This is a genomic window from Vannielia litorea (assembly GCF_900142295.1).
Lineage (GTDB): Bacteria > Pseudomonadota > Alphaproteobacteria > Rhodobacterales > Rhodobacteraceae > Vannielia > Vannielia litorea.
Genome location: NZ_FSRL01000001.1, coordinates 3564951 through 3587906, shown reverse-complemented (window position 1 = coordinate 3587906; position 22956 = coordinate 3564951). Strand labels below are relative to the sequence as shown.

Below are 22956 nucleotides of genomic sequence, written 5' to 3'. Positions count from 1 at the left end.
CAGGCGCGGGCGCCGGCCCGCGCCCGCAACCGAGGAGCGACCGGATGGACATTGAAGAAGACCGCCGCGACGAGAGTCGCCCGCGGAGCGGTGAGGCGCCGTTCGATCTGGGCGAGGTCTTCTATTCCCGCACCGACGACCGAGGCGTGATCCAGAGCGGCAACTACGTGTTCCAGCGCGTTGCCGCCTACGCGTGGGAGGAACTGCTCGGCGCACCGCACAGGACCATCCGCCATCCCGACATGCCCAAGGCCCTGTTCCGCGTTTTCTGGGAGGAGCTGAACGCCGGCAAGGTCACGGCAGCCTATGTGAACAACCGCGCCAAGGACGGGCTCAACTACTGGGTCTTTGCCCTCGTCGCGCCCTGCAAGGGCGGGTATCTCTCGGCCCGGATCAAACCCTCGAGCAAACTCTTCGACCGCGTCAGGGCGCTTTATGAAGGGCTGCTTGCGGCAGAGCGTGCCGGCACCTCGATCGAAGACAACGCGCGCGCCCTGCACGACGGTCTGAACAGCCTGGGCTACGACGATTACGATGCCTTCGTTGTCGATGCGGTCGCCGAAGAGCTCATGAGCGAGTGCCGGACACTCGGAATCGAGCCAATCGTCAGCGTCTCCGGCGCGCGGGAGCTCGTGGTGCTCGCCGATTCGATCCTCGAGGCCACCGGGCAACTTTCGACCGAGTTCGCCTACCTCGGCGGCATCCCCCGCAACCTCCAGATCAAGGCCGCACGAGTCGAGCGCACCGACGGGCCGCTGAGCGTTCTGGCGCGCAACTACGAGGGCATGTCCACCGAAATGTCGGAGTGGTTCGAGGCCCATGTGATCGGCGAGAACACCAGCTTTTCCTCGATCCGCAAGACGATCGAGCGCGCCCTTCTCGTCGGGTCGGTGGCAACCATCCTCACCCGCTGCGACCGTCAGCTCATGGCCGAACAGCGCGAACTGGGCGGGATCGAGATCAACCCGGAGCGCGCCATGCTGCGCGAACTCCAGTCCGATTACATCTCCTGGTCGCGTCAGGCCTACGCGCTGGTGGCGACCGAGGCGGGCCGGATCGCCAGCTCCTGCCGCGACATGAAGCGCATGCTGCTGGGGCTCGATACCCTGCGCGTGGCCTTCAAGATCGAAGACAGCCGCTCAGGCGCCGGCAACGCCGGCATCGGCGATATCATCGCCCAGCTTGCCGCGGCGCAGGAGCGGGCCAACGGCCAGCGCAATGCGATTCTCGAGAGCAGCGAGCGCATGTCGGAGCTCGCCGCCGAAATGCAGGAGCCTGCCTCTTCGCACCTTCCCGACGTCCTGCTCTACGGCCCGCGTCTTGCGCCCGCCATGAAAGCCGGCACGCACCAGCCCAGATCAGCCGCCTGACTTGCAGCAGCGGCCGCGCGCCGCGCCCTCTCGAAATCCGCGGGCCGGCACGCTAGCTTGCCGCTGCCGGCAACTCGCCCCTGCCGGAACGCAAGGCAAGGAACGGGAGCAAACCACCATGACAGTCCGATGCGCCATTCTGGATGATTACCAGAACGTCGCCCTCACCTGTGCAGACTGGTCCGCGCTGCTCCCGGATGTAGAGCTGACCGCCTTTCAGGACACCGTGACAGGCGAGGCGCTGACATCCCGTCTTGCCCCCTTCGAGGTGATCGTCGCCATGCGCGAGCGCACCCCCTTCGATGCCGCCCTCTTCGGTCGGCTGCCCAATCTCCGCCTGCTGGTCACCACCGGCATGCGCAACGCCTCCATCGACATGGGGGCCGCCGCCGCCCGGGGCATCACCGTCTGCGGCACCGCCAGCCTGGGCCACCCCACGCCCGAGCTGACCTGGGGCCTGCTTCTTGCCCTTGCCCGGCACATCCCGCAGGAAGACGCCGCCCTGCGCGCCGGAGGCTGGCAAACGACCCTTGGCACCGACCTCAAGGGCAAGACCCTCGGGCTCATCGGCTTTGGCCGCGTGGCGCAGGCCATGGCCCGCTACGGCACCGCCTTCGAGATGGATGTGCTCGCCTGGAGCCGCAGCCTCACCGATCAGGCCGCCGCCGCCGGGGGCGCCCGCCGCGCCGATGGGCTCGCGGCCCTGCTGGCCGAGGCCGATGTGGTGAGCCTCCACGTGCCGCTCAACGCCTCCACCCGCCACATGATCGACGCCGCCGCGCTCTCCACGATGAAGCGCAGCGCCTACCTGCTCAACACCTCCCGCGCCGGCGTGGTCGATACCGAAGCCCTCGCAGCGGCGCTGCACGGCGGCCGCATCGCCGGTGCCGCCGTCGATGTGCACGACCCCGAGCCGCTCAACGGCGCCTCCCCCCTGGTCACCGCCCCCAACACCGTGCTCACCCCGCACCTTGGCTATGTCTCGCGCGACAACTACGCAGGCTTCTACACCGAGGCCGCGCAGAACATCCGCGCCTGGCTCGATGGCAGCCCGATCCGCGTTCTTGGGTGAATTGGTGATCCCGACAGGATTCGAACCTGTAACCTGCCCCTTAGGAGGGGGCTGCTCTATCCAGTTGAGCCACGGGACCACGCCGGGGCGGTTTATCCCGCCCGCGCCGCTCGATCAATCCTCAAGCCGCCGCAACAGCCTGCTCGCCCACGAGGCTTTTCATTTCCGCCTTGGCAGGCCAAAAGCTGTGCCAAGGAGGAGACACCCATGGTCACAGTTTCGCAGCGCACCGGCCGGCTCGGCACGGAGAGCGCCTTCGAGGTTCTAGCCCGCGCCGGCAAGCTCGCCGCGCAGGGCAAGAGCATCATCAACCTCGGCATCGGTCAGCCCGATTTCCAGACGCCCGCGCATATCGTCGAGGCCGGGATCAAGGCGCTGCGCGACGGCCACCACGGCTACACCCCGGCCAACGGCCTGCCCGCCCTGCGTGCGGCGGTCGCGGCCGACCTGCACCGGAGGCACGGCTGCGAGGTGAACCCCGACAACGTGGTGGTGCAGCCCGGCGGCAAGCCCACCATGTTCTTTGCCTGCATGCTGCTGGGCGAGGCGGGGGCCGAGATCATGTATCCCAACCCCGGCTTCCCGATCTACGAGAGCGTCATCAAGTATTCCGGCGCCACGCCCGTTCCGATCGCGCTGCGCGAGGACAAGGGCTTTGCCTTTTCCGCCGAGGAGGTTCTGGGCCAGATCACCCCGCGCACCCGGCTCATCATCATCAACTCGCCGGCCAACCCCACCGGCGGCGTGACGCCCAAGGAAGAGATCGACAAGCTGGTGGCGGGCCTCGCCGACCACCCCGACGTGGTGCTGATGTCGGACGAGATCTACTCCTGCATGCTCTACGGCGGCCGCCAGCACACATCGCTGCTGAACTACCCCGAGATCCGCGACCGCCTGATCATGCTCGACGGCTGGTCGAAGACCTACGCGATGACGGGCTGGCGCCTCGGCTATGCCGTCTGGCCCGACGCGCTGGTCGACCACGCCACCCGGCTCTGCATCAACGACCACTCCTGCGTGAACGCGCCCACCCAGTTCGCCGGCATCGCCGCGCTGGAAGGTCCGCAGGACGAGGTGGTCAGGATGGTCGAGGCCTTCGACCGTCGCCGCCAGGTCATCGTCGATGGCCTCAATGCCCTGCCCGGCGTCCGCTGCGCCGATGCGGCCGGCGCCTTCTATGCCTTTCCCAACATCGAGGGCACCGGCCTCTCTGCCCGCGAGGCGCAGGACAGATTCCTCGAAGACTGCGGCGTTGCCACCGTCGCGGGCACCAGCTTCGGTGCGCATGGCGAGGGGTTCTTGCGGTTTTCCTACGCCAACAGCGAGGAGAACATCCGCGAGGCGCTGTCCCGTATCGGCAAGTTTCTGGAGGGCTGAATGGCGCATGAACAGGCTCTGACACAGCTCGAAACGCTCCTTGGCGACCGCCTCAGGAGGTCTGACGCCGAGCGCGCCGCCCACGGCCAGAACGAGGCGCATTTCCCCGATGCCCTCCCCGATGCCGTGGCCTACCCCAAGACCACCGAGGAGGTGGCGGCGATCATGCGCATCGCCCATGCCGAGGCGATGCCTGTCACCGCCTATGGCACCGGCACCTCGCTCGAAGGCCACCACCTGCCGGTTCAGGGCGGGCTCACGCTCGACCTCTCGCTGATGAACCGCATCCTCGCCGTGCATGACGCCGACATGGACGTGGTCGTTCAGCCCGGTGTCACCCGCACCCAGCTCAACGACGAACTGCGCGCCACCGGCCTCTACTTTCCCATCGACCCGGGCGCCGACGCCTCCCTCGGCGGCATGGCGGCGACCCGCGCCAGCGGGACGATGGCGGTGCGATACGGCACCATGCGCGAGAACGTGCTGGCCCTCGAGGCCGTGCTGGCAGATGGCCGGGTCATCCGCACCGGCTCCCGCGCGCGCAAGTCGTCCTCGGGCTACGACCTCACCCACCTGCTGATCGGGTCAGAGGGCACCCTCGGCATCATCACCGAGCTGACCCTCAAGCTCCACGGCCAGCCCGAGAGCATCGTCGCCGCCACCTGCCGCTTCCCGACCGTCGAGGACGCGGTGAACTGCGTGATCACAACCATCCAGACGGGGATTCCCATGGCCCGGATCGAGCTGGTCAACGCCACCATGGTCCGCGGGTTCAACCGCGCCAGCAATGCCGGCATGCCCGAAGAGCCGCATCTCTTTCTTGAGTTCTCCGGCTCCGAAACGGCGGTCGAGGAGCAATCGGCCATGTTCGAGGAGATCGCCGCCGATTTCGACGCGCAGGACTTCAAGCGCGCCACCCGGATGGAGGAGCGCAATGCGCTCTGGGCCATGCGCCACAACGGCCACCACGCCTCCAAGGCGCTCTATCCCGGCAAGCGCATCCTGGCGACTGACGTTTGCGTGCCGATTTCCCAGCTTGCAGAAGCCGTCACCGCGGCCGAGGGCAAAGCCCGCGAGTTGGGCCTGGAGCCGGTGATCGTGGGCCATGTCGGAGACGGAAACTTCCACACCGGCATTGGTTTCAACCGCGAAGACCCCGCCGAACTGGCCATGATAGAGACGTTTTCTGCCCATCTCGCCGAAACCGCCCTGCGCCTCGGCGGCACCGTCTCCGGCGAGCACGGGATCGGGCTGGGCAAGCGCAAGTACATGGAGGCAGAGCACGGCCCCGCGCTGGTGCCGATGCGGGCGATCAAGGCCGCGATGGACCCGAAAGGCATCCTGAACCCCGGCAAGCTGCTCCCGTAGGTCGGGGCTTGTCCCGGGGCGATTTTAGCCCAGCCCCAAAAGCCGTGCCGCGTTGCCCTTGATGATGTCTTCCCGCAGCTCGTCCCTGATGCCGATCTTCTCGAAGTCGGCCAGCCAGCGCTCCGGCGTGATCATCGGCCAGTCGGAGCCGAACAGCACCTTCTTGCGCAGGATCGTGTTGCAGTAACGCACGAGGATCTCGGGAAAGTACTTGGGGCTCCACCCGCTCAGGTCGATGTAGACGTTGGGCTTGTGCTGCGCCACGGCCAGCGCCTCCTCCTGCCAGGGAAAGGAGGGGTGCGCGAGGATGATCTTCATGTCGGGGAAGTCCACCGCCACGTCATCCATGTACATCGGGTTGGAGTATTTCAGCCGCATCCCGTTGCCGCCCGGCATGCCCGAGCCCACGCCCGTCTGCCCGGTGTGAAAGAGCGCCACGCAGCCCTCCTCCTCGATCACCTCGTAGAGCGGATAGGCCATGCGGTCGTTGGCGAAGAACCCCTGCATGGTGGGATGAAACTTGAACCCCTTCACCTTGTACTCGCGGATCAGCCGGCGCGCCTCTCGGGCGGCCATCTTGCCCTTCCACGGGTCGATCGAGGCAAACTGGATCAGCACATCGCTGTTCTCGGCCACCAGCTCGGCCACTTCGTCGTTGGAGTAGCGCCGGTAGCCCGTCTCCCGCTCCGCATCGACCGGAAAGATCACCGCCGCGATGTTCTGCTCGCGGAAGTGCGCGGCGGTTTCGGGGATGGTCGGCGGATGTTCCCAGGGCGCCCGAAAGTACTTGGCCATGGTGCTCTGCAACTCGTCGTAGCCGTCATCCGGATGGCAGCCGCAGGGCTCTTCGGCGTGGGTATGAATGTCGATGGCGCGGACCTTGGTGATATCGACCATGTCAGCTCTCCTTGATTGTGATCACAGCGGGGTCGGCGTTGTCGTAGAGCCGCTCCAGCAGTTCGGCACGGCGCGTGACCACCTTGCGTAAGTTGAGGTTGCCCTTCGCGGTCATCTCGCCGTCGCCCATCGAGGGCGGCTCGGCCAGCACTAGGGCGCGCGTGATGCGGCTGGCGGAACCCGAGTTCTCGCGTGCCCGCTCTGCCAGGCGATGACGGATCTCGCTGTGCAGGTTCCGGCCGATCAGGGCGTTCTCCGCTGTGTCAGTCTCGAATCCGGCCTTTTTTAATGCGTTGATGTTGGGGAAGATCAGCAGCCCGATCTCGGTGCGGTCGGCCCCCGTGATCACCAGATCGGCGGCGATCCCGTCGAGCAGCTTCAGCGCCTCCATGCGCAGGCCTGCCGCGCGCACCCAGGTGCCGGTCTGGAGCTTGAAGTCCTCCGAGATCCGCCCGTCGAACTTCATCCCCTTGTTGATGTCGTCGGGGTCGACGAAAACCATCGCATCCCCGGTGATGAAAAAGCCTTCCTCGTCGAAGGCCTCCCGCGTCTTCTCCGGGTCCTCGAAGTAGCCCGGCATGATGTTGGGCCCCTTCACCCGCACCTCGCAGCGCATGTCGGCGTCTGGGATCAACTTGGCGGTCACGCCGGTGAGCGGCACGCCGACGATGCCGGAGCGGTCGGTCGGCTCGTGCTGGAGCAGGGTCGCGGGGGCGGTTTCGGTCAGGCCCCAGGAGGAGGTCATGAGCGGCAGCGAGCCTCGCACCTCCATCGCCATGTCTTCCATCGCCGTCCAGATGTCCTGCGGCAGCGAGGCCCCGGCATAAAAGATCATGTCGAGCTCGCCGAAGACGGCGCGGCGCAATGCGGCGTCGGCCTTCATCGCCTCCACCACCATGCCAAAGCCCACCGGCACGTTGAACCAGATGGTCCCGGCCTTCATGGCGAGGTTCTCCAGCGTCCGGTCGATCAGGGCGGGCGTCGGCTTGCCATCGTCGATGTAGATCGAGCCACCGTTGGCCAGCATCATGTTGAAGTTGTGCGACCCGCCAAACACATGGTTCCACGGCAGCCAATCCACGATCCGGGGCGGCTTGGCGGCGAGAAAGGGCAGCGCGTCGAGCAGCTGCGCCTGGTTGGCACACATCATCCAATGTGTCGTGATCACGGCCTTTGGGTTGGAGGTAGAACCCGAGGTCAGCAGGTATTTGGCAACCGTATCAGGCCCGATTCCGGCATGAACAGTATCGATATCAACCCCGCCGTCGCCCTTCAGCAGGTCGTCGAACGCCACCATGCCCGGCTCGGCATTGGCCGAAACCAGCCGCTCCAGCCCGGCGATCTCGGGCAGGGCGAGTGCCTCGGCATAGCGGGCAGCGTCGTCGGCATAGACCATGCGGGGCTTCACCAGATCCACCGCGTGCTTCAGCCGCCCGTGGGCACCGTGGATCAGCGCGTATTGCTCGGCCACGGGCACCAGCGGAATGCCCACGTATTGCGCCGCGAGCGCCAGGAGCCCGTGATCGAGCGAGTTGCCCGACATCACTAGAATCGGCGTCTCCGGCCCCATCCCGCGCCCCAGCAACGACGCGCCGATCGCCCGCACCCGTTGCAGCACCTCGGCATAGCCCAGCTCGCGCCATCCCGCGCCGGAGCGCTCGGCAATGAACACCCGCTCGGGCGCCTCGCCGGCCCAGCGGTGCAGCCAGTCGCCCGTCGTCCAGGCGATGGGGCTCATCTCGTAGTCCGACTGCAGCAGGATCGTCCCGTCGGCCCGGTCCTGCCGGCGCACCCGGTGCGCCCGGTAACGGCTGTCATCCGTCATCCGGAGGTCCTCCCTTCCCTGCCGTTGCGCTCGATCCGGCGCAGGGCTGTGATCACAAGCTCAAGCTCCGCGTCGCTCAGCCCGGCCGTCATCCTCCGGTCATGGGCCGCCACCGCCAGCCGCGCCTCCTCTGCCACCGCAAGCCCCTGGGCGGTGACATGCAGCGCATAGGCGCGGCGGTCGTCGGGCGCGCGGTCGCGGGTCAGGAACCCGGCCTGCTCCAGCTCGTCGAGGATCACCACCAGGTTGGGCCGCTCGATGGCGAGGATCTCGGCGAGTTGTGATTGGCGCAGTCCCGGGTTCTCCATCACCACCACCAGCGCCGAGAACGTCACCATCCGCAGCCCGAAGGGCGCGAGCGTGGCGTTCACGTCGAGCTGGATCATGTGAAACGCCCGCTTCATGTTGTACCCGACATGGCCGCGCAGCCCCTCGTCGTCGGGCTCCGCGGTCACGATGCGGGGGTGCGGCGCGGCCATCAGCTGAACCTCGGCGCGCGCTTTTCGAGGAAGGCGGCAAGGCCCTCCAGCGCGTCGGGAGATGTTTGAGTCAGGGCGGCACAGAGACTTTCGGCAAAGAGTCCGTCGGCTTTGGCCATGTCTTCGATCCGGGCGATGGCCTGCACCATGATGTAGTTCGAGAGCGGCGCGTTTGAGGCAATCTTCGCCGCCAGCTCCATCGCCAGCTCCAGCGCCTCGCCCTCGCCCACACTGTAATGCGCCAGTCCGAGCGACAGGCCTTCGTCGGCGCCATACTTCCGACCCGTCAGCATCATCTCGATCATCCGGTCGGCGCCCAGGATGCGCCCCACCCGCACGGTCGCCCCGCCGCCCACAAAGATCCCGCGCCGCCCCTCGGGCAGCTGGAAGATCGTCGAGGGCTCTGCGATGCGCACATGGGTCGAGGTCGCCAGCTCCAGCCCGCCACCGATCACCGCGCCGAACATGGCCGAGATCACCGGCAGACCGCCAAACTGGATCCGCTCCATCACCTGATGCCAGCCGCGCGAGTGGCGCATGGTGCCTTCCGCGTCGCGCTGCTTGTGCTCGCTGAGGTCGAGGCCCGAGCAGAAATGCCCCTCCACCCCGGTCAGCACCACCACCCGCACGCCCTCGGGCGGCGCGCAGAAGAACCCGTCGATCGCCTCCAGCAGCTCGTCGCACATGGCGTTGCGCTTGCCCGGGCGGTTCATGGTGAGCACGGCAATCCCGTCCTTCACCTCGATCTTCAGCATGTCGCTCATGGTGTCTCCTCAGCGCGGCGGCAGACGGGTGGCGCCGTCGAGCCGGATCACCTCGCCGTTCAGATAGGCGTTCTCCACCATGTGCTGCACCAGCATGGCGTATTCCTTCGGAAAGCCGAGCCGGTGGGGGTAGGGCACGTTGGCGATGATCGCCTTGGTGGTCTCTTCCGGCAGGCTCTCCATCATCGGCGTGTTGAAGAGGCCGGGGGCGATTGCGTTCACCCGGATGCCGGTCTTGGCAAATTCGCGGGCCGCCGGCAGGCACATCGAGGCCACGCCACCCTTGGAGGCCGCGTAGGCCGCCTGGCCGAGCTGGCCGTCCTGGTAGGCGGCGCTGGCGGTGTTGACGATCACGCCGCGCTCGCCGTCCTCGTTCAGCGGCTCCAGCTCCTGCATCAGCCGGGCTGCGTGGGACATCACGTAATAGGTGCCAAACAGGTTCACCCGCAGCACCTTCTCGAAGAGATCGGTCGAGAGCTTGCCCTCCCGCCCCACGATCCGCGCCGCCAGCCCGAGGCCCGCGCAGTTGACCACGATGCGCGCTGCCTCGCCGAGGTCTGTCGCAGCCTTGTCCACCGCCGCCTGAACCGCCGTCTCGTTGCTCACATCCGCCGGGCAGGCCGCGCCGCCGACCTCCGCCGCCACGGCCTCCGCCGCCTCGGCGTTGTAGTCGAGCACCGCCACCTTGGCGCCCAGGCTCGCAAGATGCCGCACCGTGGCTGCGCCCAGCCCGCTGCCGCCGCCGGTGACCAGGGCCACTGTTCCGCTTATCTGCATGTGCTTCTCCCTCCGGTTTTGTAACCGTGATGATACATAACTATTTGCGCACGCGACATCCCTGCCCTGCCCCTGCCTAGACCGGGATCAGGAACAGGGTGATGACGGGGAAGGCCACGAGGATCGCGACCCGAACGATGTCGGAGGTCACGAACCAGATGACCGCCTTGTAGGTTTCAACCATCGGCGTTGTCCGGTCCATCGCGTTGATGATGAACAGGTTCATGCCCACCGGCGGGGTGATGAGGCCCACTTCCACCACGATCAGCACGAGGATTCCGAACCAGATCGCCACATGTTCGAGACTGACCCGCGCGAGGTTGGCCTCGGTCGCCCCGCGCAGGCCCAGTGCCTTGAGCGTGTCCGCGTCAAGCACGCCGCCCGCCGCCAGCGCCTCCTGCGCGCCCCGAACAACCTCGGGCGTGGTCTCGCCGAAGATCGCGGCAACCTGCGCCGGCGCAAGGCTCGTCGCGTCGGCCACGGTGCCGAGGCCCAGCGTGGCCATGTGCTCGTTGGCCCCCGCCAGCGCCCGGTCGAACCGGCTCTGGCTCAGCCCTTCTATCGCCCCTGCCCTTAGCCCGTCGAACCAGACCTGCGCCTCCGCGAACCAGGCTTCGAACCGGGCCTCCTGCAGCACGTGCAGCGAGATCAGGCCGAAGTCGAGGTTGGAGATGATCGGAAAGAAGATCGGGATCGTCAGCAGGATCATCGACAGGCTGTCCATCAGGCAGCCGAACGCCAGGTAGAAGGCGAGGATCAGAACCAGCACCATCCAGGGGCTCCAGCCGAGGCCGACGATGGTGTTGGAAAGCTCCTGCGGCACCTGGCTCAACGCCAGGAACGAGTTGTAGAAGCTCGCGCCCAGCACGATGAAGAAGATCATCGCCGTGGCCTGCGCCGTGCTGATGATGCTCTCCTTGAACCGCGCCCAGTCGAGCTGCCCGCTGACCAGCGCGATGAGACCGGTGCCCGCCGCGCCCACGGCCGCGCCTTCGGTGGGGGTGAACCAGCCCAGGTAGATCCCGCCCACCACGAGGCCGAAGACAATCAGCACCGGCCAGACATCGAGCAGCGCCCGGATGCGCTCGGCATAGGGCACCGCCTCACGGGTGCCCGCGGCATCCGGGTACATCCGCACATAGATGCTGATGGTGATCATGTAGCCGATGGCGGCGAGGATGCCGGGGATGAAGGCCGCGAGGAACAGCTTGGCGATGTTCTGCTCGGTGAGGATCGCGTAGATCACCAGGATCACCGAGGGCGGAATAAGGATGCCCAGGGTGCCGCCTGCCGCCAGCGTCGCGGTGCTGAACCCGCCCGAGTAGCCGTAGCGGCGCAGCTCCGGCAGCGCGACCCGGCTCATGGTGGCCGCCGTGGCCAGCGAGGAGCCGCAGATCGAGCCGAACCCCGCACAGGCCCCCACCGAGGCCATCGCCACGCCGCCCTTGCGGTGGCCCAGCCAGCTTTCGGCGGCCTTGAAGAGCGCCGTCGACATGCCCGAAAGCGTGGCGAACTGGCCCATCAGAAGGAACATCGGGATGATGCTGAGCGAGTAGCTCGAGAAGGTCGTGTAGACCTCGCTCTTCAGCTTGGCGAGAAAGACCGTCGTTCCGCCGGTCGCGTAGTAGAGGCCGCCGATCCCCACCACGAGCATGGCAAGGCCGATCGGCGCCCGCAGGAAGATCATCACCAGCAGGATCGGAAAGGAGATGTATCCAAGCTCGAGCACGGTCAATGTGCCGCTCCTTCCGATCTGGGCAGCCAGCGCTGGTCTGTCGTCAGTTCCATGACCCGGCCGACGGCGCAGTAGACCGCCACGATCGCGGCAACCAGGGCGGCGATGAAGGCGGCGAGATAGGCCCACCAGATCGGGAATTGCAGCAGCAGCGAGGTTTCGCCGTTCCCGAACTTGTCCTCCAGCCCGTAGAACAGCCGCCAGGTGATGAGCAGCACGATCCCGGTAAAGACGATTTCCCAGAAGGTGATGATAAAGGCGTTGGTCCGCCGCGACAGGAAGGATGTGAACACATCCACCGTCGCATGGGCCCCGAAGAGCTGGCAGATCGGCAGGAAGGAGAAGATGGTAAAGGCGATCCCCGCCTCGACGATCTCGAAGTCTCCGTTCACCGGGCCGGTGCCGGTAGCGAGGATCAGGTCGGCAAGGCTCTGCGACATGCCTTGCAGAAAGTCGGAATGACCCAAGGTGCTGAGCCCGCGCCCGACCACGCTGACGCAGGTCAGGATCACCAGCACAACCAGCACCAAACCTCCCGTCAGCGCCATGCCCCTTGCCAGGCCTGTCATGAATCTAAGCACGTTCTTCCCCTCCCCAAGGGTCCGCCGGGCCATGTTTCCCTGCGGGTTTCGGCTGCGCTCCCGTAATCCGCCTTGCCTCCCAAAGCCAGCGAGCCGATCACATTTTGAATGGCTCCGCCGCAGACTTCATGCACCGCCGGACTCACCGGCAGATTTAGTTATGACACATAACTATATTCACCCCGGCCCTGTAAAGACCCTTCGTTACCGACGGGCGAGGGTTTCGCTCGAAACCGCGCCTTCCAGCCCTGTCGAGCCGTAGAGCCACGCCACCGCGTCATACCAGTCCTCGGGCGACTTGGCACTCATCACCGTGTTGCGCAGCTCCGCATGGGCCCCTTCCGGGTGATACACATGGGTACCGATCTCCCGGCTCTGAAGCTGGATCCGGGCCGTCCGCTGCCGCCGCATCTCGTTGTAGCGCGTCAGCATCGCGCCGATCTCTCCGCCCTGATCGGCCAGGTGCGAGAGCGCCACCGCATCCTCCATCGCCATGCAGGCCCCCTGCGCAAAGTATTGCATCGTCGGGTGCGCCGCGTCGCCCAGAAGCGCCACCCGGCCATCCACCCAGTTCAGTACCGGGTCCCGGTCGCACAGCACCCAGACCTTCCAGTCGCGCCCCTTCTCGATGATCTGCCGCGCCTTCGGATTGATGTGCTCGAATCCACGCGCCACCTCCTCATGGGTCACCGGCCGCCCTGCCACCGGCTCAGGCGCATGGTTGTGGTAGGTCACCACGAGGTTCCACGTCTTCCCGCCCTGGAGCGGGTAGTGCACAATATGGCACTTCGGCCCGGCCCAGAGCGTTGCCGCGTTCCAGCGCAGATCCTCGGGCATGTCCTCGGTGGGGATCACCGAGCGATAGGTCGAGTGGCCCGAGACGCGGGGCATCCCGTCGCCCACCAGCTGCTGGCGGATCCTGCTCCACAACCCCTCCGCGCCGATCAGCGCCTTGCCCGTCACCCGCTCTCCGCTCGCCAGCACCGCGCTGGCGCTGTCCGCGTCCTGTTCGTAGCCCGTCACCTCGCAGGAGGTGCGCAGATCCACGAGGTCATGCGCCGTGCAGGCCTTCAGGAAGACCCCGTGCAGGTCGCCCCGGTGCACCACCGCATAGGGGTTGCCGAACCGCGCCCTGAAATCCGCGCCCAGCGGGATGCGGGTGATCTCCTCGCCGCTCATCGCATCCATCAGGCGCAGGTTGTCGATGTACACCGCCATCTCCCGCGCGGTGTCGCCCACGCCCAGGTAGTCGAAGGCATGAAAGGCGTTCGGCCCGAGCTGGATGCCCGCCCCGATCTCGCCCAACTGGCGCGCCTTCTCCAGCACGATGGAGCGTTGCCCCTTCTGCGCCAGGCCAATGGCCAGGGCGAGTCCGCCTATCCCACCGCCTGCTATGACAAAACGGTCGTTGCTCATCGGGTCTCCTCCCCGGTCGTGGCTATTGGGCGCGCGTCATTCGGCGTCCGGCTGCTGGCTCGGATGCGCCTCGGCAAAGGCCGGCAGGTCGTTGCAGGCCTCCGCGATGCGGCGCAGGTTGGGCATGCCACCCAGGTCCACCTTGAACCGGGCCGCCGAAAAGACCTGCGGCACCAGGTAGACATCGGCCATTCCCGGCGTGTCGCCAAAGCAGAATTTCTGCGCCGGGCGCTTGGCCAGAAGCGCCTCGCAGGCCGCCAGACCATCGCCGATCCAGCGTTGGCACCAGGCCTCCACGCCCTCCTGATCCTGCCCGTACTCGCCGCGCAGGTATTGCAGTACGCGCAGGTTTTGCAGCGGGTGGATCTCGCAGGCGATCACCGCGCAGAAAGCCCGCACATGGGCCCGCTCCACCGGGTCGTCGGGCAGCAGTTTCGGCTCCGGGCAGGTTTCGTCGAGCCACTCCAAGATGGCGGGCGACTGGGTCAGCACCTCGCCCCCGTCCAGCTCGAAGGCGGGCACGAGCCCCTGCGGGTTCAGCGCCTTGTAGCCCGCCCCCTTCTGCTCGCCGCCATCCCGGGTGAGGTGGACCGAGACAAAGTCATACTCCACGCCCTTCAGGTTGCAGGCGATCCTGCACCGGTAAGACGAGGACGACCGGAAATAGCCATGAAACCTCATTCTGCCGGCCCGATGTCGAGCGCGATGGGCGCGAGTCCGTCGATACCACCGGTGATCCTGTCGCCCGCAACCACCGGGCCAACCCCCTCGGGCGTGCCGGTCAGGATGATGTCGCCGGGCCGCAGGTGGTAGAACTTCGACAGGTGCGCGATCACCTCGGGCACCTTGTGGATAAGCAGATCGAGCGTGGAGTCCTGCCTCGAGACCCCGTTCACCTCGAGGTGTATCCGCTGCTCGCCCACGGCGAACTCGCTCGCCTTCGTCATCGGCGAAAGCACGCAGGAGCCTTCCACGTCCTTGCCCAGCATCCAGGGCCGTTTCACGTTGCGCGAGGCGATCTGCAGGTCGCGCCGGGTCATGTCGAGGCCGCAGCCATAGGCATAAACCGCCGCCGCGCCCTGCTCGGCCGTGCCCTTGAACACCTCGCCGCCCAGCGCCACCACCAGTTCCATCTCGTAGTGAAAGTCCTCGGTCCCCGGCGGGTAGGGCAGGGTGCTGCCGGTCGGCAACACGGCATGGAGTTGCTTCGAAAAGTAGAACGGCGCCTCCCTGTCCACCTCGAAGCCCATCTCCTCGGCATGGGCGGCGTAGTTGCGGCCCACACAGAAGATGCGGTGAATCGGGTATTCGGCGCTCTCGCCCTCTACCGGCACGGATCTCACCTCGGGGGCAGCAAACAGGTAGTCGGTCATCGGGCGCGTTCCTCGTAGTAATCCAGCTTCTCCTGAAGCGGGCGGTCATGGATGCGAACGAGAAAGGCCTCCTCGTCGGCATGGTGGGTGATCTCCGCAAAGACCGGCGCAGTAAAGGTGTCTTTCGCGGTCCAGTCGATCCGCTCTCCGTTGACGATCGAGTGGCCCTTGCCCTCGATCACATGGAAGGCCGAGGAGCAGGAGCGCAGCGGCGGCCTCTCCTCGCCCCCCGCCGCGACCATCATCGCGGTGAACCCCATGGTCGGCAGCACGTCGGTTCCGGTCTCGGGGTTGATGTAATCCAGCTCCACCACGGGGCCGCCATCGTATTTCATGGTCTCCACCAGCGCCTCGCGGGTGCGGCTCCAGGGGTAGCGCGCCATCGGGTAGCGCTTTTTCGCGGCGCCCAGCTTGCGGGCCGGGGCCAGCCCCGCCGCGCGATAGTCGAGCTGGCTGGGGTCAGGCCGATTTCGCTGGTTCTGAAGCGGGCCCTCCTCGGCATAGGACCCCTCGAGATACACGAAGAGCGGCAGGTCCAGCGCATCGAGCCAGACCACCGGCTCCTTGCCTTCATGCCCGTGGTCATGCCACTCGCCGCCCGGCGTGAGCACGAGGTCGCCCTCCTGCATCGGCAGCTTCTCCCCGTTCACCACCGTATAGCCGCCTTCGCCCTCCACGATGATCCGCACTGCGCTCGGCGTGTGGACATGGGCCGGAGCCGTCTCGCCCGGCAGCAGGAACTGGAGGCCGAGGTAGATCGACGAGGTCGCCTGCATCGCGCCGGTCCCGCGCCCCGGATCGCTCAACACCAGCACGCGGCGCTCGGCCTTTTCCACCGGCGTCAACTCGCCCGCGCGATGCAGCAGCGGGCGGATCGCCTCGTAGCGCCAATGGCCCGGCTTTGTGACTGGCTTCGGCGCGCCATGGGGCAGCACGTTGCGCATCATCGGCCAGAGCGGGGCCACACCCGCCGCTGCCATCTCCTCCCGGTAGTCCTCGGGAAGCTCCTCCAATGTTCCGAGTTGTGCCACGGCATCCTCCCTGTCGCATTAATGGTATGCATACTTACTATAAGCATACTTGTCAACTGCCGTCCTCGCCCCTATCCTGCCAAGCCATCCGCCCCGTCACAAGAGGCCCGACATGTCCGCGATCCACAACATGCCCGGCCACCTGATCCGCCGGCTCAACCAGATCTCGGTGGCCATCTTCACCGAACGCCTCGCCGAGCTCGGGCTCGACCTCACACCGGTGCAGTTCGCCGTGCTCTCCACCCTGGCCGAATCCGAGGGGCTCGGGCAGGCGGCGCTCGCCGGGGCGGTCGCCTACGACAAGGTCACCATCGGCGGCGTGCTCGACCGGATGGAGCAGAAAGGCCTCGTCGCCCGCCGCGTCAGCCCGCGCGACCGCCGCGCCCGCGAGCTCTCCCTCACCGATCAGGGCGCCGCCCTGCTGGCCGAGGCACGCCCTGCCGTTACTGCCCTCCAGGCCGAGATCCTCGCCGGGCTGGACACCGCCGAACGGCAGACATTCCTCGCGCTGCTGAAAAAGGCCACCGAGGCAGGCAATGCGCTCAGCCGCGCCCCGCTAAAGCTCTGAGCCGGCCTGCCAGACCCGCTGCACCCGCAAACCCGCATCCAGAGCGATGAAATCCGCCGGCGCCTTGGCCCGGAGCCGCCCCGCCCCGGCCCCCACCAGCGCTGCGGGCACACCGGTGGCCATGGCAATCGCCTCTTCCGCGCTCAGCCCCATCAGCCGCACCGCATTGCGCACCGCCTCGGCCATCACCAGATCGGCCCCCGCCAGCGTGCCATCGGCCAGCGTCAAACGACCGTCGCGCCGCAGGATCTCGCGGCCATCGAGTGTGAAGCGTTCAATCTCGCTCCCGGCGCAGGCCATCGCGTCGCTGACCAGAAACAGCCGCCCGGGCCCCTGCTTGGCCCGCGCCGCAAGCCGCATCGCCTCGGGATGCACATGCACCCCGTCGCAGATCAGCCCGGCGCTCAACGTGCCGCAAGCCAGCGCGGCGCCAACCAAGCCCGGCGCACGGCTCTCCATCTGGCTCATCGCGTTGAACAGATGGGTCACGCAGCGCGCGCCCGCCGCCGCGTAGTCTCTGGCCACCTCGAAGGAGCAGGCCGAATGGCCGAGCGAGACCAGCACGCCCTCCGCCGCCAGCCGCTCCACCTGGGCCAGGCTCACGGTTGCCGGCGCCAGCGTCACCTTCAGCCGCCCCCGCACCGCCCGCAATCGCTCAAGGTCTTCGTCCTCCATCGGTCGGATCAGCGCCGGGCTGTGCGCCCCCGCCTTCACCGGGTCCAGATGCGGCCCCTCCAGATGCAGCCCGATCACCCCGCGCACCGGCCGCCGCTGGGCATCCATCGCGGCCTCCGTCGCCGCCCGCCCGGCGGAAATCAGTGTCGGCAGGATCGAGGTCGTGCCGCAGGCCGCATGGGCGCGGGCGATCACCTCCATCCGCTCCGGCGACGGCCCGTCGTTGAGCATCACACCGCCGCCGCCGTTCACCTGCAGGTCCACGTAGCCCGGCGCGAGGATCTCGGCCCCGGTCTCCACCACCTCGCAGCCTTCGGGCAACTCGCCCGGCGCGGCCAGCCCGCGCACCACCGGCCCATCGACCACCAGCACCACGCCCCGCCGCAGCGCCATGCCGTCATGGATGGCCGCCGCCCTGTATGCCGTCACGCTCATGCCTGCTCCAATGCCAGCGCCAGGGCGCCCTCCAGGCCGGAGCCTTCCGGCTCCACCAGGGCCGCCTGCATCCCGCCTGGCAGCAGCCCGGCATATCGCGGCCCCACGCCGCCGGTCAGGCACAGCGCGTCCCCCGCCTGCCAGCCCAGCGCCTCCAGCCCCCGCACAATGTAGCCTGCGCCTTCCTCAAGGATCGCCGCCACCACCGGGTCGCCCTCCGCCGCAAACATCCTCGGAGCCAGCCGCGCAAACTCCTGCGGCCCGGCCGTGGCCGCAAAGCCCACCACGCCCGCGACCCCGCCCATTTCGCCCGAAACCGCCCGCGTCAGGTCCGACCCCTCGGCCAACCCGTCCGCCTCGGCCAGCACCGCCTTCAGAAGCGCCCGCCCCAGCCAGGCGCCCGAGGCCTCGTCCCCCAGCACCAGCCCATGCCCGCCGATGCTGGCAAAGCCCTCCGGCCCCTGCCGGGCGAGGTAGGAGCCGGTGCCGATGCCCGCCACAAATCCCGCCCGCGCGCCCAGCGCCCCCCGCACCGCCGCGCGGCGGTCCTCCTCCACCACGCCAGGCACCGGCAGCGCCCGGGCCACCTCCTCCGCGATCTCCCCGGTCACCACGCCGGCGAGGGCAAAATGCGCCGGCACGCCCGCCAACGCGCTGCACGGCACGCCCGCCGCCGCCGCCGCCCGCTCCAGCAGGCCCGCAACCTCGGCCACGGCCCCGGCCAAGTCGCTCGTCGCATTGGCGGGCCCGCCGGTCACCTCGTGGCGCAGGCCGTCCCACACCAGCACCAGCCGCGACCCGCTGCCGCCCCCGTCACATCCGATTGCCCGTGGTCCCGTCATGGCCCCGTTATCGCACGCGGATCGCGGCAGGACAGCCCCGGCGTTGCGCTCCACCGACACGGGCGCTAACCTCCCGCCGGGGAGATTCATGTGCCATCGGGGGATACACATGCCAGACCAGACCGTTCGCGCCGTCGCCACGCACATCCTGTCGCTGGGCGACGTCGAAGTGGCCGAGTTCATCCGCAGCGAAGTCTCGCACAAGCGCCTCAGTTTCAAGCTGCACCTGCTGAACGACGCCACCGCGCAGGGGAGCGCCGAGTCGCGCAAGCTGGCGCGCCAGGCGATCGAGCGGCTCGGGTTCGTCTGACGAGACCCGGCCCCGCGCCTCAGTTCGAGAGCTGATTGCCCACACCCACTGCGCTGCCCACGAGCGAGAAGATCGTGCGCGCGCTGTTCACCGGGCTCTCCGTCACCAGCACAGTATCCTGCGGGTGAATTGCGAACTTTTCCGCCGAGAACAGGCCGTCGGCGCTGGTCAGGTCGATGGTGAAGACGGTCCGCACGTTCTGCGGCCCTTTCACCCCATCCGCCCGCACCGCGCGCGGCGAGTACTGCCGCAGGATCAGCACGCCCTTGGGGTTGGCCCGGCTGTCCTCCAGCCCGCCGATGAGCGACATCGCGTCCAGCGCCGATATCCGCTCCTTCTCGAAGTAGACAAGCTGCTCCTTGCCGCTTGCGCCCAGCGCGCGGAAATAGCGGTCGTCGGCCACCAGCATCACCTTGTCGCCGCCCACCAGCGTGGTGTCGAGCGAGGGGTCGTCATAGAGCCGCTCCAGCGAGGTCGCATAGGTGTGGCCTCCCCGGATGAGCCGGACGCGCGGGTTGCGCAGGGTCGATTGCGGCCCGCCGCCCTGGGCGATCAGCCCCAGCACCGTGAAACCGCCATCGGGCAGGGCCACCGTGCCCGGCGCGTTCACGCCGCCCACCAGCGACACCGCGCTCCCCGTGCCCGGCACCACCGAAAGCTGCACCTGCGCCGAGGGCACCACGTCGATCAGCTGGCTCTCCAGCTGGCGCCGGGCGGCCTCCGCCGTCTTGTCGGCAATCCGCTGCTCGCCGAGATAGGGCACGAAGATATGGCCGGTCTGGCTGACCCGGAGGTTCTTCATCTCCACCAGCTTGGCGCCGGCCGGGGCGATCAGCGAGTTCTCTTCCGAATCCCAGATGATCAGGTCGACCCGGTCATAGGGCTTGATCCGGGGTTCGCCGGTGCGACCCGAGCCGCGCAGCCAGCCCTCCGAGCGCATGCCCGAGCCGGTGTAGGGCCAGGAGGCAAAGCGCGGCAGCAGGGCACGTGTCACCGGATAGACCGCGATCTGCGGGTTCTCCGACTTCTGCTCGCGCAGCACCTCGTTCGAAATCGCGGCCCCGCGCGGCAGCGAACAGGCCGCCAGCAGCATCAGCACCATCAATGGCCGGAGAATCTTCACAGGCTGCCCTTCGCTCGCGTCGCTGCAATCTTCCTGCCGCAGCTTGCTCCACAAAATAGGGTGGTTCGCGGGGGATCGTCAACCTAGATACAGCGTTCATCGCGCCAGGTCGGCCCGCTCGCTGCCGCCCGGCCGCGCTGCGCCAAAGCGGTCGGATTGCACGGCATTTGAACTGCCTTCTCCGCAAGCTGCGCCGTTTCACCACAATCCCGCCCCGGCCCCCGCCCCGGCCGGGCGGCATCACGTCGCCATCGCAAGGGTGCAGGTGTGACCGATGGCGTCTTTCTCGTTCAAGGGTATTCTGGCCGGCGGCAGCGCCGAGCATCCCACGATGATGGGCACAATCGCCAACACCGCCACGGGCATCACCCTGATCGACCACGGCAATGACGTGGTGCGCCACTATGATGCCACCGGCTCCGGCCTCGCCACCGCCGGGGGCACCCTGTCGCTCGGCGGGCGGGTGAGCTTCAGCCATTTCGGCGAGAGCGTCAGCCTGTCGGGCCGGGTGATCGACGCGGTGCTCGCCGGCACCGCAGCGGGCGACCACGGCTCCGACCGTGCCTACCTTTCCACCCTGGAGAGCCAGGCCACCGCCGCCACCCTCGCCGGTGCCACCGTCAACGGCACCGACTTTCTCTTCGTCGCGTCCCAAAACGGCGCCGGCCTCGCCGCCTATGCCGTCACCAACAGCGGCAACACCCTGACCTTCGCGGGCAGCGTGACCGACACCCCCGGCAGCTATGCCGCACAGATCTCCGCCATGACCACCGTCGAGGTCTCCGGCACCACCTATCTGCTCGCCGGGTCGTCCAGCGAGCACGGCGTCACCGCCTATCGTGTCTCCGGCACCGGCACGCTCACCGAGGTCGACAGCTTCGGCCGCGGCGAGAGCCTGCCGCTCCAGTCGGTAGCCTCGATGGACAGCGTGACGATCGACGGCACCGCCTTCGTCGTGGTCGCCTCCGCCGGCTCCAGCTCGCTCACCGTGCTGCGGATGCAGCCCGATGGCACCCTCGCGCCCGCCGAGCATGTTGTCGACAGTCTCGATACCCGCTTCTCCGGCGTCTCCGCGCTCGATGTCGTCGATCTCGGCGGCGGGCGCTGCCTCGTGATCGCGGGCGGCAATGACGGCGGCCTCACCGCCTACACCCTCTTGCCCGATGGCCACCTCTCGCCCTTCCAGGTCATCGAGGGCAGCACCCAGGCCGGGCTCGACCGGATCAGCGGCATCGGCACCAATCTCACCGGCAGCCGGCTCGATCTCTTCGTCACCACCGAGGGTGCGCCCGGGGTGGCCCAGTTCACCCTCGATGTTTCCGGCTTCGGCGACCTCGCCCAGGCCGGGGTGGGCACCTTTACCGGCACCGGCGCGGGCGATCTCATCGTCGCAGGGAGCGAGCCCGCCAACCTCTACGGTGGCGCGGGCGACGACATCATCGTCGACGGCGCGGGCCGCGACAGGCTCTATGGCGAGGCCGGGGCCGACACTTTCGTGCTGATCGGCGGCGACCTCGAACGCGACAGGATCTTCGACTACGAGATCGGAATCGACACCATCGACCTCTCGGGCTGGGCCATGTGCTACGGCACCGCCTGGCTGACCGTGCAGGCGCTGTCCAACGGCGCCCTGCGCGTCACTCACGGGCAGGACAGCCTCGATATCTTCTCTGCCGGCGGCCAACCCCTGACCGAGGCCGATTTCGCCAGGATCACCTTCACCTTCTCCAGCAGTTACGCGGTCGAGCGCGCGCCGCTGGAGATGGCGCCCGAGACAACCGGCAGCGATGTCTTCGGCACGCTCGACAACGACCTGCTCACCGGCACCGCCGGCAACGATGACATGCACGCAGGCGGCGGCGACGACATGATGATCTCCGGCGGCGGAACCGACAATTTCTGGGGCGGGTCGGGCATGGATATCGTCAGCTACGCCGGCACCGGTCCGGGCCTCGTGGTCAACCTGTCCAATTCGGGCCTCAACGCCGGTGCCGCCGCGGGCAGCCTGTTCTACAGCATCGAAGGGCTCATCGGCTGCGCCCATGCCGACCATCTCACCGGCACCGCCGAGGCCAACCGGCTGGAGGGCGGCGCGGGCCACGACTGGCTCGACGGGCTGGAGGGGGACGACATCCTGATCGGCGGCGACGGAAACGATTCGATCCTCGGTCGCGCCGGAAACGACTACATCGACGGCGGAGCGGGCGACGACAACCTTCCCGGCGCCGAGGGCGACGACGAAATCCACGGCGGTCACGGCAACGATCAGATCGGCGGCGGCGACGGCAACGACTTGCTGTTCGGCGATGACGGCAACGACTGGATCGGCGGCGGCTCCGGCAACGATCGGATCGAGGGCGGCGCCGGACATGACAGCATCTCCGCGACCTACGGCGACGACTTCCTCTTCGGCAACAGCGGCAAGGACCACATCGCCGCCGGGCCGGGGGCCGATTACATCTCCGGCGGCTCCGACGACGATACCATCGGCGGCGGCGCGGGCCGCGACGAGATCCACGGCGGCGTCGGCAATGATACCGTCGGCGCCGGCGACGGCGACGACCGCGTCTGGGGCGATCACGGGAACGACGTGCTGAACGGCGGCGCGGGCAACGACATGATCGACGGCGGCGACGGCAACGACCGGATCAATGGCGGCGCGGGCAATGACATTCTGATCGGCGGGCTCGGGGCCGACACCTTCGTCTTCGCCACCCACGACGCCGGCGAATACGACATCATCACCGATTTCGACGCCACCGGGGTCGACCTGATCCAGATCGCCGGGGTGGCGGGCGGCTCCAACAGCGCCCGATTCGCTGCGCTGGGTGCGGCGCAGGACGGCAGCGACGTTCTGTTCAGCCATGCCGGCCACAGCATCCGGCTCGAAGACGTATCGCTGGCCGATCTGAGCCACAGCGACTTCCTCTTCGTCTGA

General features: G+C 67.7%; 21 protein-coding genes and 1 tRNA gene. 7 read left to right on the top strand and 15 right to left on the bottom strand.

Annotated features, from left to right (window positions below; all coding sequences use genetic code 11):
- Positions 1–44: 44 nt before the first annotated feature.
- Both BUR94_RS17505 and BUR94_RS17500 read left to right on the top strand, forming a co-directional pair.
- Complete coding sequence (locus tag BUR94_RS17505) at positions 45–1370, top strand: PAS domain-containing protein (protein WP_074257442.1); 1326 nt, start codon at positions 45–47, stop codon at positions 1368–1370.
- Between the two features lie 118 nt (positions 1371–1488).
- Entirely contained in the window at positions 1489–2442 is a 954-nt protein-coding gene (locus BUR94_RS17500) for a D-2-hydroxyacid dehydrogenase family protein (RefSeq protein ID WP_074257441.1), read from the top strand.
- A 2-nt stretch (positions 2443–2444) separates the two neighbouring features.
- Here BUR94_RS17500 and BUR94_RS17495 read toward each other — a convergent pair.
- Positions 2445–2521, bottom strand: a tRNA-Arg gene (locus tag BUR94_RS17495).
- 128 nt (positions 2522–2649) lie between these two features.
- Between BUR94_RS17495 and BUR94_RS17490 the strand changes: the two genes are divergently transcribed.
- Entirely contained in the window at positions 2650–3819 is a 1170-nt protein-coding gene (locus tag BUR94_RS17490) for a pyridoxal phosphate-dependent aminotransferase (RefSeq protein ID WP_074257440.1), read from the top strand.
- On the top strand, positions 3820–5187 hold the full coding sequence (locus tag BUR94_RS17485) for an FAD-binding oxidoreductase (RefSeq protein ID WP_074257439.1): 1368 nt from the start codon (positions 3820–3822) through the stop codon (positions 5185–5187).
- A gap of 24 nt (positions 5188–5211) precedes the next feature.
- On the opposite strand, the gene BUR94_RS17480 is transcribed toward BUR94_RS17485, so the two are convergent.
- From BUR94_RS17480 to BUR94_RS17430, 11 genes are all read right to left on the bottom strand, one after another.
- Positions 5212–6084, bottom strand: coding sequence for an amidohydrolase family protein (locus BUR94_RS17480; protein WP_074257438.1), 873 nt, complete (start codon positions 6082–6084; stop codon positions 5212–5214).
- A 1-nt stretch (position 6085) separates the two neighbouring features.
- Positions 6086–7909, bottom strand: a complete 1824-nt coding sequence (locus tag BUR94_RS17475; protein ID WP_074257437.1) for a feruloyl-CoA synthase — start codon at positions 7907–7909, stop codon at positions 6086–6088.
- Complete coding sequence (locus tag BUR94_RS17470) at positions 7906–8388, bottom strand: MarR family winged helix-turn-helix transcriptional regulator (protein WP_074257436.1); 483 nt, start codon at positions 8386–8388, stop codon at positions 7906–7908. Before BUR94_RS17470 ends, BUR94_RS17475 begins: the two co-directional genes overlap by 4 nt.
- Positions 8388–9152: a crotonase/enoyl-CoA hydratase family protein gene (locus tag BUR94_RS17465; RefSeq protein WP_074257435.1), complete on the bottom strand. Its 765-nt coding sequence runs from the start codon at positions 9150–9152 to the stop codon at positions 8388–8390. Before BUR94_RS17465 ends, BUR94_RS17470 begins: the two co-directional genes overlap by 1 nt.
- A gap of 9 nt (positions 9153–9161) precedes the next feature.
- A complete protein-coding gene (locus BUR94_RS17460) occupies positions 9162–9929 on the bottom strand; it encodes an SDR family NAD(P)-dependent oxidoreductase (RefSeq protein WP_074257434.1) in 768 nt (255 codons plus the stop codon).
- Between the two features lie 76 nt (positions 9930–10005).
- Positions 10006–11664 (bottom strand): TRAP transporter large permease, encoded by a 1659-nt coding sequence (locus tag BUR94_RS17455; protein WP_074257433.1) that lies wholly within the window; start codon positions 11662–11664, stop codon positions 10006–10008.
- Positions 11661–12212 carry a TRAP transporter small permease gene (locus BUR94_RS17450; protein ID WP_245794524.1) on the bottom strand — a complete coding sequence of 184 codons (552 nt, stop codon included), beginning with the start codon at positions 12210–12212 and terminating at the stop codon, positions 11661–11663. Before BUR94_RS17450 ends, BUR94_RS17455 begins: the two co-directional genes overlap by 4 nt.
- Before the next feature lie 237 nt (positions 12213–12449).
- The gene (locus tag BUR94_RS17445; RefSeq protein WP_074257432.1) at positions 12450–13661 is read right to left on the bottom strand and encodes a 3-hydroxybenzoate 6-monooxygenase; all 1212 of its coding nucleotides are present in this window, start codon (positions 13659–13661) and stop codon (positions 12450–12452) included.
- 36 nt (positions 13662–13697) lie between these two features.
- Complete coding sequence (gene maiA / locus BUR94_RS17440) at positions 13698–14342, bottom strand: maleylacetoacetate isomerase (RefSeq protein ID WP_074257431.1); 645 nt, start codon at positions 14340–14342, stop codon at positions 13698–13700.
- A complete protein-coding gene (locus BUR94_RS17435; protein WP_074257430.1) occupies positions 14339–15034 on the bottom strand; it encodes a fumarylacetoacetate hydrolase family protein in 696 nt (231 codons plus the stop codon). The genes maiA and BUR94_RS17435 overlap by 4 nt, the downstream gene beginning before the upstream one ends.
- Positions 15031–16065 carry a cupin domain-containing protein gene (locus BUR94_RS17430; RefSeq protein ID WP_245794522.1) on the bottom strand — a complete coding sequence of 345 codons (1035 nt, stop codon included), beginning with the start codon at positions 16063–16065 and terminating at the stop codon, positions 15031–15033. The genes BUR94_RS17435 and BUR94_RS17430 overlap by 4 nt, the downstream gene beginning before the upstream one ends.
- A 112-nt stretch (positions 16066–16177) precedes the next feature.
- On the opposite strand from BUR94_RS17430, the gene BUR94_RS17425 reads away from it, so the two are divergent.
- Entirely contained in the window at positions 16178–16633 is a 456-nt protein-coding gene (locus BUR94_RS17425; RefSeq protein ID WP_074257429.1) for a MarR family winged helix-turn-helix transcriptional regulator, read from the top strand.
- Here the strand turns inward: BUR94_RS17425 and nagA are convergent.
- Together nagA and BUR94_RS17415 are read right to left on the bottom strand one after the other, a co-directional pair.
- Positions 16622–17743 (bottom strand): N-acetylglucosamine-6-phosphate deacetylase, encoded by a 1122-nt coding sequence (gene nagA, locus BUR94_RS17420; protein ID WP_074257428.1) that lies wholly within the window; start codon positions 17741–17743, stop codon positions 16622–16624. The genes BUR94_RS17425 and nagA overlap by 12 nt on opposite strands.
- On the bottom strand, positions 17740–18585 hold the full coding sequence (locus BUR94_RS17415) for a glucosamine kinase nucleotide-binding domain-containing protein (protein ID WP_074257427.1): 846 nt from the start codon (positions 18583–18585) through the stop codon (positions 17740–17742). Before BUR94_RS17415 ends, nagA begins: the two co-directional genes overlap by 4 nt.
- A 109-nt stretch (positions 18586–18694) precedes the next feature.
- Between BUR94_RS17415 and BUR94_RS17410 the strand changes: the two genes are divergently transcribed.
- A complete protein-coding gene (locus BUR94_RS17410) occupies positions 18695–18895 on the top strand; it encodes a hypothetical protein (RefSeq protein WP_074257426.1) in 201 nt (66 codons plus the stop codon).
- 19 nt (positions 18896–18914) lie between these two features.
- Here BUR94_RS17410 and BUR94_RS17405 read toward each other — a convergent pair whose 3' ends face one another.
- Positions 18915–20018: a polysaccharide biosynthesis/export family protein gene (locus BUR94_RS17405; RefSeq protein WP_245794520.1), complete on the bottom strand. Its 1104-nt coding sequence runs from the start codon at positions 20016–20018 to the stop codon at positions 18915–18917.
- 274 nt (positions 20019–20292) lie between these two features.
- Between BUR94_RS17405 and BUR94_RS17400 the strand changes: the two genes are divergently transcribed.
- The gene (locus BUR94_RS17400; RefSeq protein WP_074257424.1) at positions 20293–22956 is read left to right on the top strand and encodes a calcium-binding protein; all 2664 of its coding nucleotides are present in this window, start codon (positions 20293–20295) and stop codon (positions 22954–22956) included.